Here is a 12,062-nt window from a genome sequence, read left to right on the forward strand (position 1 = left end):
TGCAACGGGTTCTGGATATCTACGTTGACTTGGTGTTGAATGTTACAATTACAGCTGGTTAGCTCACAGCTCAACCCGCCCAGTTTGAGCATATGGTAGCCGAAGAGTTTCGGACACCATTCATCAAGTCGGGTCTGGATTGACTCAAGCACCCACGGACCGTTGTTCATTGCTGACCAAGTCGACGGGTGTGGTATAGTTTTGTTGCTGAGTGCTGGTTTCATTAACCACCTGACTAAAATGGGTGACGGAGAACGAATCGTGTTAGAGATCAAAAGCATACCCGCATTTAATGATAATTACATCTGGCTGATACAAAATAGCGATAAGCGCTGCGCAGTCGTTGATCCGGGCGATGCGAAGCCAGTATTAGAATTTCTGCAGGCTAACGAATTAACTTTAGAAGCGATTTTAATTACGCACCACCACAACGATCACATTGGTGGCGTTCCAGACTTAGTGCGTGCATTTCCTGACGTCGCCGTTGTGGGCCCAAAATCAGAGCCAATTCCAACCCTAACGACACCAATGGAAGAAGGCGACAAGCTGGAGTTGTTTGGTGAGATTTTCTTAGTACTTGGGTTACCCGGCCATACTTTGGGCCATATCGGTTACGTTGGGGACGGAAAACTGTTTTGCGGTGATGTGCTCTTTTCTGCTGGCTGCGGTCGTATTTTTGAAGGTACGCCTGAGCAAATGTTTGAATCACTGAGCAAACTAACGTCTCTACCAGAAGAAACTCAAGTCTTCTGCGCACATGAATACACGGCGAGTAACGTGGCGTTTGCTCTAGCGGTTGAACCTGACAATGAGCAACTTCGCCAATATCGCGACGATGTAAACCGACTGCGAGCACTCAACATTCCGACACTTCCAACAACAATACGCAAAGAAAAGTGGATTAATCCGTTCTTGCGAACCTCTAACCCTGACGTGGTTCAATCTGTTGCTAGTCGCATTAAAAATAGCGATCCATGCTCGGTTTTTACTGCTTTACGCGAGTGGAAGAACGAATTTTAACCATTTTCTGCTTGTAAGTTTGCAAGACCCCAGTATTATCAGGGACTGATTTTTCGAGAAGCGCCACTGGCGCTTCTCTTACGTTTGGGGTTGATATAAATCTATTTGAATTTCTCCCCATTGCATAATTAGAAGCTCTTTGCCTCTATAAATTAGTTAGTGTTTAAAAGATGTCTATTATCTTGCGACTGCCACGCACATTACGTTGCGCGACAGGCAGGTGAAGATAAACAGGCCCTAAATAGGCTGAATCCATGCGTTTGAAGTATACTTGGGCGTTGGCGTTGTTATTATCTGGCTGTCAATTGACTCAGTCAGATTCAACGTCTTCTACACCAGAAACCAATAAATCTGAGCAGACTGCAAAGCAAAATGCAGTAAAAGCTCAACCGGGCAATAAATCGTCACTAGCAAAAAAATCCGCTAACGACGCGCCTAAAGTTCTCTCCCCCCAAGAACAAGAAGATGTGTGGCAACGTATCGCCATGCAGCTGGACATGGATATCCCAAACCACAAGAAAGTGGACTACTACCGTACGTGGTATTTAAAGCACCCAAATCACCTTTACACGGTATCTAAGCGTGCGACTCCTTTTCTATACATGATCACAAAACGTATCGAAGAGCGCGGACTTCCAATGGAGCTTGCTTTACTTCCTGTAGTGGAAAGTTCATTCGATGCCTTTGCCTACTCACATGGTAGCGCGGCTGGGTTGTGGCAATTTGTCCCTGGCACCGGAAAAATGATGGGACTAGAGCAAAACTACTGGTATGACGGTCGCAGAGATGTGGCAGCAGCAACGGATGCAGCGCTGGACTACCTAGTACAACTAAACGAGCGTTTTGATGGTAACTGGGAACATGCAATCGCCGCTTATAACAGCGGTGGTGGCCGTGTTTCTAGCGCAATTCGTAAGAATAAAAAGCTCGGTAAACCTATCGATTTCTTCTCATTAGACTTACCAAAAGAGACCAGTAGTTACGTTCCTAAGCTATTGGCCTTGGCTGACGTTATCGCAAACCAAGACAAGTACGGACTTAATATTCCTGCAATTCCAAACAAGCCTGTTCTAACGCTTGTTGATCCAGAAGAGCAGTTAGATCTGGCTATTGCCGCAGATTATGCCGGCATTAGCGTAAAAGAGTTGCAGAGTTACAACCCAGCATACAACCAGTGGTCGACAGCGCCTGAGGGGCCGCACCAACTTTTGATTCCCGTAGAGAAAAAAGAGACTTTTCTCACCAAGGTGGAGAAAAATCGCGGTAAAGGGATGAAGGTCGCTCGCTACAAGGTGAAATCTGGCGACTCTTTAAGCGTGCTAGCTAATAAATACGGCACAACCACGAAAGTCATTCGACGTGCCAACGGCCTATCGAATAACAATATTCGTATTGGTCAATACCTGTTGATTCCGACATCAACAAAAGACGATGCAAAATACGCATTAACGGCACAAAACCGATTAAACAAGACTCAATCTCGTGCTCGTGGTCAACTCAAGCTCACCCATGTCGTTCAGTCTGGAGAAAGTTTGTGGTCAATCGCACGTAACAATAAAGTGTCGTATAAATCGTTAGCTAAATGGAATGGTATGAGCCCTAAAGATCCATTGCGTGTGGGTCAAAAGCTAGTGATATGGAAGGACTCAGACAAAGGTTCTGTGATCCGTACCGTTTTCTACAACGTTCGCTCTGGCGACACCATTAGCGGCATTGCAAGCAAGTTCAAAGTAAAAACGAACGACATCGTGAAATGGAACTCGCTACACAAGAAAAAATACTTACAACCAGGTCAAAAGCTTAAGTTGTACGTTGACGTAACGAAGGTAAGTGTATGAACCCATCAAGCAATCCACTTGTGATGCTGTTGGACATTTTTCGTTCTCCAACATCTTGTTTTCTCGCGCTTTATCAACGCGGTGGATGGGGATGGCAACCGTTCATCTTCCTGATGCTTAGTCCGTTTTTATTCTGGGGTGCTTACTTTTCGAATGTCGATTTCACGTGGCTCAGTGACCAACTTGCTGCGCAATTTCAGCAAATCGACCCGAAGCAGATTGAGCTATTAGAACCAAACACGCTAATGGCAAGCGCGATCATCAATGATGTATTCAACCGCTTTGCCACCTTACTATTGCTCGCGCTTTGGTTCTTTCTTGCAACAAAGGCAAGCAAACAACAATACGGTTACTGGAAATGGTTTGCCGCATCGTGTGCTATCTTATTCCCAGCAGTATTGGGCGATGTAGCAAGTTACGCGAGCTTGCTACTCAAGCATGGTCAGGTAATGACTTACGCTGCCGATTTAAATAGCCTCAATGGTCTATTAAAGCTGCCTCTTACTAACGAATGGTCTCATTTCGCTAGCTCGTTACCTTTGCTTCTGCCTTGGTACATTGTGCTCGGCTACGGCGTTGTACTGACGTGGACGGAGTTTGAACGTGGCCAAGCTTTGGTGATTGCAAGCCTGCCATGGGTATTCTTCTACGTTATTTGGGCACTTTATATTGTGGTAACCTAAGCTAGTCATTTAACGTAAATGACAATAACAATGGGTTATGATCGGAAGCGTCGCTCTGCGGCGCTTTTGCGTACTTAAGCGTCAGACCTCGGTAAAACACATGGTCCAGTGGTAACCCTGTTATAAATTGGACTCGATGATCCGGCAAGAACATCACCTCTTGTAAGTCCGCAGCCTTTAAGGCCTGCCTCATCGCATTAACGCGAGATTTACTCCAGCTATTGAAGTCTCCAGCAAATAGAATTGGCCCCACATGATGCTTTAAAAGCATTTCAAGCGCCGTTAACTGAGATATATACTCTTTTGTACCTACGGTGAAGTTAATCGCATGTACATTCACCACTGCGAGTTTCTCGCCATTACTCAAGTGATACTGGCTATATAATGCAGACTTAGGTAAGCGAAGCCACGGCTCTTTAGAGGTGTAAGCGCAGGCTTTTTCTGGTTGCCCTTGAGCAATACTAATTACACCGGCACCGCTACCCAGCGCCTTAAAAGCACTCACTTGATTACTAACCCAGCGACCATCCACCAACCACTGTTTAAATGATGGTGTCATGCTGGCTTCTTGCAATAACAGCAGCTGCTTATCAGCAGAGAATTCATTGAGTGCACTTTGCCAATTCGTTCGGTTCTGTTTGTAGATATTCCAGACAAGTACATTGATTTCACCGCCCTGATCCAGAGCTTTTGAGCCGCTAAATTCGATACACCTAATATCCTGCGTCAACTCTGAGCCTGTTTGAGTAATGATTTGCGGCTGATCTGGTACGGTGAAAATAACCTGGAAGCCGACCAATACCGCCATAATAAGAAAAGCTAACGCCAGAAAAAAACGCTTAAACATACGACAAACCTGAATGTAGGCACCCCAAATCTAGAACAACCAATCTCGGGTTAAATGATTTCACTAATAAGCAAACAACAAAAAAGGAGCCACTTGGCTCCCTTTTAGCATAATAAATACGAAACAGGTGACAAGAAACCTTAGATCGCGTCTTCGTCTTCTTCACCAGTACGAATACGAACCACACGCTCAATATCAGTGACAAATATTTTACCATCACCAATCTTACCAGTTTGCGCGGTTTCAATGATTGTCTCTACGCATTTATCAGCCACATCTTCCGTTACAACGATTTCGAGCTTCACTTTAGGTAGAAAGTCCACCATGTACTCTGCACCACGGTAAAGCTCGGTGTGACCTTTTTGGCGACCAAAGCCTTTCACTTCAGAGACGGTCATCCCTGTAATGCCAACTTCAGCTAGCGCTTCTCGAACATCATCCAGTTTAAATGGCTTGATAATCGCTTCAATTTTTTTCATGTTCATCCCTTAAGCTTCAATCGATTGCGCTTATTATCGTTTAGCGTTTCGCAACATTCAATGTTTGTCTCTGATCCACTAGCGAAAATCCAGATTGAGCAAATTAACATAGCGAATATCGTGAGTTGATAAAACCCCAGTGAGGACTGCTCAATGCCCAATCGTCCAAGCTTTTTCAGACTCGCGTTTACTTCAAACTTGCGTAGTAAGCCGCTAGGTTAGCGATATCTTCATCAGACAACAATGAAGCTTGAGCTTGCATCACAGCAGCAAGCCCACCTGTTCGCTCTTTATTTTTATAAGCTTTAATTGAACTGATAATATATTGCTCATTTTGCCCTTTCAGATTTGGGTAACCCGGAATGACAGCAATACCATCAGCGCCATGACACGCCGCGCATACTCCCGACTTTGCTTGACCTGCTGTAGCATCTCCCGCAGCTAGAGCTTGCCCACTAAACATGGTTAACGCCACCATTGCACCCATGATTGTTTTCTTCATTGCTTCACCTAATCAATTATTATTTAAGGATTTTTATATTTTATAATCGACATTGTGGCATGAATTTTCATTACCTGCGCCAAATAAGTTCACAATCTTGACCATTAAACGCCTGATCAACGAACAGATCTGCCACAGCAACGACTCGGTCTTGGTACATTAAAATCGGAATTTGACGACGCAGCCAGCTTGGCACATTGTATTCTTGGAATAACTTCTTCAGTTTTCGACTGTGATTACGCGTGGTTGGATGCGCTGATAAGCCTTCCGGATTGAAGGTCACGCGAAGCAATTCTGGCTGACTCGGTAGCGCAATCGTTGCGTTACTAGAACTCGTCGTTAAGGTCAGCTCCCCGAGTCCCTCAGGCAGCGACAAAGTCGCATCAACTTGAATCGTACTTTGCCACTTAGTGACATCAGCCGTTTCCGTTACCCAATAGAGACGATTTCGAAAACGGCGCACTTCACCTTGTTTAAGTTGTAGTTTGGGGTTGGCATCTTGCTGAGCTAATGCCACTTCATTCCAGATAAGATTGAGTTGTACCTGAGTCGGCATACTAGTATTAAGCTTAGCCAGCCACATACGAATCAAGCGCGCACGCGCTAATCCACTGTGCTTAGCCAGTTCTTCAATACTCAAACTTAGATCCGTTTGTAAAGCGCGTTCAAACACCGCGCTCAATAGTTCATCCAATAGCGCTTCTTGTTGAGCACATAAACTTGCACTGCGCTGAACCGCTTGATGGATACTCGGCCAGCGACCAGACAATTCAGGAATAACACAATGACGAAGAAAGTTACGATCATAACGGGTATCTTGATTGCTTTCGTCTTCCACCCACTCCAAGCCTAATTTAGTAGCGGCTTCTTCGATGGTCTTCCGCTTGATAGTAAGCAATGGTCGAACTAGAGATCCGCAAGAAAACGGCATACTCTCCGCCATCGAAGATAACCCTTTAGGCCCGCTGCCGCGCTTAAGCGCAAGGAGAAAAGTCTCTATTTGATCGTCGGCATGTTGACCAGTCAACAGTATATCACCTTCTTGAATGTACTTAGTTAAGGCTTGGTAGCGAGCTTTACGAGCAAGAAGTTCAATACTTTCACCATTGCTGATGTCTAAGCTCACTCGCTCGATCGAGCACGATATCCCCACTTGTTGTGCCCAAAGTAAGCATTTATCGGCCCAATTATCGGCATTCGAGCTTAAACCATGGTGCACATACACAGCGTGACACTCTATCGAATGCGCTTGTTGGTAGCGACTGAGTAATTCGAGTAAAAGACGTGAATCCACTCCTCCGCTAAACGCCAAGACAACCTTAGTGCCTAATTGATAGTAGCGGCCGAGAACTTGAGCAAAATGCGGGTAAAGCGATTCCATAAGCGATCCGATAGGTACAAAAAAAGGGCTGGACTCTCATCCAACCCTTTCTATTTTAACTGTTATCACTTGAGATATCAGCTAACGCTTAATAGCAATCACCGAAATTAACAGTAACCGTAGCTCATTAGACGCTGGTAACGACGCTCACGTAGCGTCTCTTCATCCAATTGTTCTAGATCTTCTAGCTGACGAAGTAGTGTCGCTTTCATATTCGCTGCCATTTGAACATGATCGCGATGAGCGCCGCCTAGTGGCTCTTCAATGATTTCGTCGATCAGTTCAAGCTCTTTAAGACGCGGAGCAGTTAGACCCATTGCCTCTGCCGCTTGTGGCGCTTTGTCTGAATCACGCCATAAGATTGAAGCACAACCCTCAGGAGAAATTACTGAGTACGTAGAGTACTGAAGCATGTTCACGTAGTCGCCTACACCGATTGCTAGTGCACCACCAGAACCGCCTTCACCAACAACGTTACAGATTACTGGCACTTTAAGACCAGACATCACTTTTAGGTTTTTCGCGATAGCTTCAGATTGACCACGCTCTTCTGCGCCCACACCTGGATACGCGCCAGCCGTGTCAATAAATGTGATGATCGGCATGTTGAAACGCTCTGCCATTTCCATCAAGCGTAGAGCCTTACGGTAGCCTTCTGGTTTCGGCATACCAAAGTTACGTTTCACCTTTTCTTTGGTCTCACGACCTTTTTGGTGACCAATGATCATCACAGGGCGGCCTTCAAGGCGAGCCATGCCACCCACAATCGCTTTGTCGTCTGCAAACGCGCGGTCACCCGCTAATTCATCAAACTCCTCAAAAGCGTGTTGGATGTAATCCAGCGTGTAAGGACGTAGTGGGTGACGAGCCAGTTGAGCTGTTTCCCATGCACCTAGGTCACTGAAGGTTTTTTTCTTCAGCTCTAAGCTTTTCTTCTCAAGCTGTTCGATTTCTTTATCCAGGTCAATCGCAGAATCACCACCGTGACGAGAGACATCACGTAGTGCTTCAATTTTCGCTTCTAGTTCTGCAATTGGCTTTTCAAATTCAAGAAAGTTTAGGCTCATCTATGAATCCTTGTTTACTCAGCGTCTAACATATTGCGCTGAATTTTTAGTTAAATTCGAGTTCTACCTGGCTTTTGCCAAGTAACTGTTTTAAATCGTCGAGTAATGTATCACTTGGCGTTACTCGCCACTCGGTGCCCAATGTTAACCGCGCTCTGGCGTCGGCACGCTGGTAGTATACATTGACGGGTACGGTTCCGGCTTTGTGCGGTTCTAAAATACGGCTGAACTGCTCAAAAAACTGATCGTTGATCTGAGTTGCATCTATCGATACCGACAAACCACGAGCGTATTTCTCGCGCGCACTGCCGAGATCCATAACTTCACGCGCCGACATTTTAAGGCCACCGTTGAAGTCATCAAAGCTGACCTGTCCAGAAACGACCAAAATTCTGTCTTTTTCGAGAAGTTCAGCGTATCGATCCAGTGCATCTGAGAACAACATCACTTCCATGCGACCACTTCGGTCATCCAGTGTCATAATGCCAATTCGTGTACCACGCTTAGTCGTCATTACACGAGCTGCAATAACCAGACCTGCCACCGTGACAGATTGGTCGCGGCGAGTGGGCGTTGCGTCTTTTAGTCGACAACTGGTGTATTTGTTTAGTTCCTTTACGTAGGCGTTAATTGGGTGCCCTGTCAAATATAGACCTAGGGTATCACGCTCGCCCTCTAACCACACTTTTTCTGGCCAAGGCGGAACCTGCGTATACTTATGCTCTACTTCTTCAGGTGCATCCGTTAGCACACCAAACATATCCGTTTGACCAAACGCCTCAGCTTGGTGATGTTGACTTGCTGCTTTTACCGCATCATTGAGTGACGCCATCATCGCCGCACGGTGTGGGCCTAGTCGATCCAACGCGCCCGCGTAAATCAGCTTCTCTATCACTCGTTTATTGACGCGTTTTAGATCAACTCGAGCACAGAAATCAAATAGGTCTTTAAAGTGACCACCTTTATTTCTCGCCTCAAGAATCGCATCGATAGGGCCCTCACCAACCCCTTTTATCGCACCAATACCGTAAACAATTGCGCCATTTTCATCAACATTAAAGCGATATAGGCCAGAGTTGATGTCTGGTGGCAGCACGGTAAGCTTCATACGGAAACACTCATCGACCAAGCCAACGACTTTTTCCGTGTTATCCATATCGGCTGTCATTACCGCAGCCATAAATTCGGCAGGATAATGTGTTTTCAGCCAAAGAGTTTGATAAGAAACCAATGCATAAGCAGCAGAGTGCGATTTGTTAAAACCATAACCGGCGAACTTCTCTACCAAGTCGAAGATTTTCATCGCCAACTCGCCATCGATACCGTTCTTTATCGCACCTTCTTCAAAGATAGCACGTTGTTTTGCCATCTCTTCTGGCTTTTTCTTACCCATTGCACGACGAAGCATGTCCGCACCACCTAGCGTGTAACCTGCTAAGATCTGCGCAATCTGCATTACCTGCTCTTGATACAGGATGATGCCGTAGGTTGGATCAAGCGTCTCTTTTAGCGACTCGTGTTGCCACTTTTCATCTGGATAAGAGATCGCTTCTCGACCATGTTTACGGTCGATAAAGTTATCTACCATGCCCGATTGCAAAGGACCCGGACGGAAGAGTGCTACCAATGCGATGATGTCTTCGAAACAGTCTGGCTGAAGTCGTTTAATCAGCTCTTTCATGCCTCGAGATTCAAGCTGGAATACTGCTGTCGTTTCAGAGTTTTGCAACAAACGGAAAGAGGCAGGGTCTTCTAACGGTATGGATTCAATTTGAACCGGTTCTTTCCCTTCTCGCTCTAGGCGTGGGTTAATCAGTCCTAACGCCCAGTCAATAATGGTTAAGGTACGTAAACCCAAGAAGTCAAACTTAACTAGGCCAGCGGTCTCAACATCGTTTTTATCAAATTGAGTAACCGGAAAGTGACCTTCAGCGTCTGCATAAATTGGCGCAAAATCGGTAATTGTTGTAGGTGATATTACAACACCACCAGCGTGTTTACCGGCGTTTCGCGTACAGCCTTCCAAAATATGACACATGTCGATGAGTTCTTTAACTTCCTCATCGGCCTCATACAATTCAGGTAGTGCAGGTTCAGCTTTAAACGCTTTATCTAGCGTCATACCTGGATCGGGCGGGATCAGCTTTGAAATACGATCAACAAAACCAAATGGGTGGCCCAATACGCGGCCAACGTCACGGATTACCGCTTTTGCCGCCATGGTACCAAACGTGATGATCTGAGACACCGCGTCACGACCGTACATTTCCGCAACGTGGTCAATAACCTGGTCACGTTTATCCATACAGAAATCGACGTCGAAATCGGGCATCGAAACACGTTCTGGGTTCAAGAAACGTTCGAACAGCAAGTCGTATTCTAGTGGATCCAGATCGGTGATTTTTAGTGCGTAAGCCACCAAAGAACCAGCACCGGAACCACGTCCAGGACCGACAGGAATTCCATTATCTTTTGACCACTGGATGAACTCCATTACGATCAAGAAGTAACCAGGAAATCCCATTTGGTTGATAACATCTAGCTCTATCTGAAGACGTTCATCATATTCAGGGCGGCGACGTTTTCTCTCTTCCTCATCTGGAAATAGGAACTCTAAACGCTCTTCCAACCCCTCTCGGGATTTCATGACTAGGAACTCAGTCTCTTTCATCCCTTCGGTTGGGAAAGCTGGTAGGAAGTACTCCCCTAAGCGCACAGTCACGTTACAACGCTTCGCTATCTCGACACTGTTTTCTAACGCTTCAGGAATATCAGCAAACAGCTCGCACATTTCTTCTTCTGTACGAAGATATTGCTGCGGACTGTAGTTTTTTGGCCTACGCGGATCTTCTAATGTGTAACCATCGTGAATCGCTACGCGTATTTCATGAGCATCAAATAGGTCTGGACTCAGGAATACAACTTCATTGGTCGCCACTACTGGCAAGTCTTGCTGCTCTGCCAATTCAACCGCAAAGTGAAGATAAGTTTCTTCATCTGGACGACCGGTACGAAGTAGCTCAAGATAAAAGCGATCTGGAAAATGCTGTTTATAGAAATCAACACACCCTTGCACTATTTGACGGTTGCCTTTCAAAAGGCCGCGACCAATTTCCCCGCTTTTACCGCCGGATAATACAATCAAGCCTTCAGACATTTCAGCCAACCAGGCTTTATCAATCACAGGGTGGTGTTGAACATGTCCACGTAAGTACGCTTTTGATATCAATAACGTCAGGTTCTTATAACCCACATTATCCGCCGCAAGCAAAGTCACTTGAGTCAGCTCTTCACCAAACTCGTCCGACTGCATTTTAAAGTCAGCACCAATGATCGGTTTAACACCACTGCCATGCGCCGTACCGTAAAACTTCACCAAACCACATAGGTTGGTAAAGTCGGTCAACGCCATTGCGGGCATACCGAGCTCAGCAACTTTCTTTACGATTGGCGGAACTTTGTTGAGGCCATCCACCATCGAGAAGTCACTATGAACACGCAGGTGGATGAATTTGGGATCTGACATTAGCAGGTACCGTGTAACTCTATTTTGTTGGGGATTCTAACCTAAAGAGGTTGGGTTTATAACACCAATTAGATCGTTTGATTATTCTATGCCTAACGCTTTTTTTACTGGCTTGAAACTCTTGCGGTGTTCACTGATCACTCCGTGTTGCTCAATCGCTTCAAAGTGCGCTTTAGTTGGGTAACCTTTGTGCTTCGCGAAGCCAAATTGTGGATGAAGTTTATCCAACTCTTCCATCTCTTGGTCACGCACGACTTTGGCAATAATTGAAGCCGCACTGATTTCGGCAACACGTAGATCGCCTTTTACTACAGCTTGAGCATCCATTGGCAGCTCCGGACAACGGTTACCATCAATCAACACCAAATCAGGTTGAACCTGTAACCCCGCCACTGCACGCTGCATCGCAACCATAGTCGCCTGCAAAATATTCAGTTGATCGATTTCTTCAGGAGAGCAACGCCCGACCGCCCACGCCAATGCTTTTTCTTTGATTTCAGGAAGCAACGCCATGCGTTTCTTTTCGGTCAATTTTTTCGAATCGTTCAACCCTTCAATAGGATTGTTAGGATCAAGGATAACCGCAGCGGTGACGACGTCTCCCACCAAAGGACCACGTCCTACCTCGTCGACTCCGGCCACAAGCTGGTAACCTTGCGGATATTCAAACGGAGGGAGTTCAACTTTGGTTTTGGTCGCTTTTGGTTTAACAGCCATGA

The 12,062-nt window shown here is 45.8% G+C and carries 10 protein-coding genes and 1 pseudogene; 3 read left to right on the forward strand and 8 right to left on the reverse strand.

All coding sequences use genetic code 11. The features are described from left to right. Positions 1–224 (reverse strand): annotated as a pseudogene (locus tag R7P35_RS18070) (SAM-dependent methyltransferase); the annotation flags it as partial. 37 nt (positions 225–261) lie between these two features. On the opposite strand from R7P35_RS18070, the gene gloB reads away from it, so the two are divergent. The 3 genes from gloB to R7P35_RS18085 all read left to right on the forward strand — a co-directional run bounded on the left by gloB (position 262) and on the right by R7P35_RS18085 (position 3,541). Beyond that, the gene (gene gloB / locus R7P35_RS18075; RefSeq protein ID WP_017636045.1) at positions 262–1,020 is read left to right on the forward strand and encodes a hydroxyacylglutathione hydrolase; all 759 of its coding nucleotides are present in this window, start codon (positions 262–264) and stop codon (positions 1,018–1,020) included. Positions 1,021–1,274: 254 nt separating this feature from the next. Beyond that, positions 1,275–2,858: a LysM peptidoglycan-binding domain-containing protein gene (locus R7P35_RS18080; protein WP_005391819.1), complete on the forward strand. Its 1,584-nt coding sequence runs from the start codon at positions 1,275–1,277 to the stop codon at positions 2,856–2,858. Continuing rightward, positions 2,855–3,541, forward strand: coding sequence for a YIP1 family protein (locus tag R7P35_RS18085; RefSeq protein WP_005380375.1), 687 nt, complete (start codon positions 2,855–2,857; stop codon positions 3,539–3,541). The genes R7P35_RS18080 and R7P35_RS18085 overlap by 4 nt, the downstream gene beginning before the upstream one ends. A 1-nt stretch (position 3,542) precedes the next feature. Here R7P35_RS18085 and R7P35_RS18090 read toward each other — a convergent pair whose 3' ends face one another. The 7 genes from R7P35_RS18090 to rnhB all read right to left on the reverse strand — a co-directional run bounded on the left by R7P35_RS18090 (position 3,543) and on the right by rnhB (position 12,060). Beyond that, the gene (locus R7P35_RS18090) at positions 3,543–4,388 is read right to left on the reverse strand and encodes an endonuclease/exonuclease/phosphatase family protein (RefSeq protein WP_042521421.1); all 846 of its coding nucleotides are present in this window, start codon (positions 4,386–4,388) and stop codon (positions 3,543–3,545) included. A 140-nt stretch (positions 4,389–4,528) separates the two neighbouring features. Next, on the reverse strand, positions 4,529–4,867 hold the full coding sequence (glnB, locus tag R7P35_RS18095) for a nitrogen regulatory protein P-II (RefSeq protein WP_005380372.1): 339 nt from the start codon (positions 4,865–4,867) through the stop codon (positions 4,529–4,531). A gap of 187 nt (positions 4,868–5,054) precedes the next feature. Then, entirely contained in the window at positions 5,055–5,369 is a 315-nt protein-coding gene (locus R7P35_RS18100) for a c-type cytochrome (RefSeq protein WP_005391816.1), read from the reverse strand. A 70-nt stretch (positions 5,370–5,439) separates the two neighbouring features. After that, complete coding sequence (gene tilS / locus R7P35_RS18105; protein ID WP_042521419.1) at positions 5,440–6,750, reverse strand: tRNA lysidine(34) synthetase TilS; 1,311 nt, start codon at positions 6,748–6,750, stop codon at positions 5,440–5,442. Between the two features lie 107 nt (positions 6,751–6,857). Next, positions 6,858–7,817: an acetyl-CoA carboxylase carboxyl transferase subunit alpha gene (gene accA / locus R7P35_RS18110; RefSeq protein ID WP_005380365.1), complete on the reverse strand. Its 960-nt coding sequence runs from the start codon at positions 7,815–7,817 to the stop codon at positions 6,858–6,860. A 46-nt stretch (positions 7,818–7,863) separates the two neighbouring features. Beyond that, a complete protein-coding gene (gene dnaE, locus R7P35_RS18115; RefSeq protein ID WP_006741668.1) occupies positions 7,864–11,343 on the reverse strand; it encodes a DNA polymerase III subunit alpha in 3,480 nt (1,159 codons plus the stop codon). Between the two features lie 81 nt (positions 11,344–11,424). Beyond that, positions 11,425–12,060 (reverse strand): ribonuclease HII, encoded by a 636-nt coding sequence (rnhB, locus tag R7P35_RS18120; RefSeq protein WP_005380361.1) that lies wholly within the window; start codon positions 12,058–12,060, stop codon positions 11,425–11,427. Between the last annotated feature and the right edge of the window lie 2 nt (positions 12,061–12,062).

The organism is Vibrio sp. Vb0304 (assembly GCF_033338995.1).
Classification (GTDB): Bacteria; Pseudomonadota; Gammaproteobacteria; order Enterobacterales; family Vibrionaceae; genus Vibrio; species Vibrio alginolyticus.

Excerpts from the sequence above, each read along its gene's own strand:
- R7P35_RS18080 (WP_005391819.1), top strand. The coding sequence starts at position 1,275 with ATGCGTTTGAAGTATACTTGGGCGTTGGCGTTGTTATTATCTGGCTGT.
- tilS (WP_042521419.1), bottom strand. The coding sequence starts at position 6,750 with ATGGAATCGCTTTACCCGCATTTTGCTCAAGTTCTCGGCCGCTACTAT.
- R7P35_RS18090 (WP_042521421.1), bottom strand. The coding sequence starts at position 4,388 with ATGTTTAAGCGTTTTTTTCTGGCGTTAGCTTTTCTTATTATGGCGGTA.
- glnB (WP_005380372.1), bottom strand. The coding sequence starts at position 4,867 with ATGAAAAAAATTGAAGCGATTATCAAGCCATTTAAACTGGATGATGTT.
- dnaE (WP_006741668.1), bottom strand. The coding sequence starts at position 11,343 with ATGTCAGATCCCAAATTCATCCACCTGCGTGTTCATAGTGACTTCTCG.
- R7P35_RS18085 (WP_005380375.1), top strand. The coding sequence starts at position 2,855 with ATGAACCCATCAAGCAATCCACTTGTGATGCTGTTGGACATTTTTCGT.
- rnhB (WP_005380361.1), bottom strand. The coding sequence starts at position 12,060 with ATGGCTGTTAAACCAAAAGCGACCAAAACCAAAGTTGAACTCCCTCCG.
- accA (WP_005380365.1), bottom strand. The coding sequence starts at position 7,817 with ATGAGCCTAAACTTTCTTGAATTTGAAAAGCCAATTGCAGAACTAGAA.
- R7P35_RS18100 (WP_005391816.1), bottom strand. The coding sequence starts at position 5,369 with ATGAAGAAAACAATCATGGGTGCAATGGTGGCGTTAACCATGTTTAGT.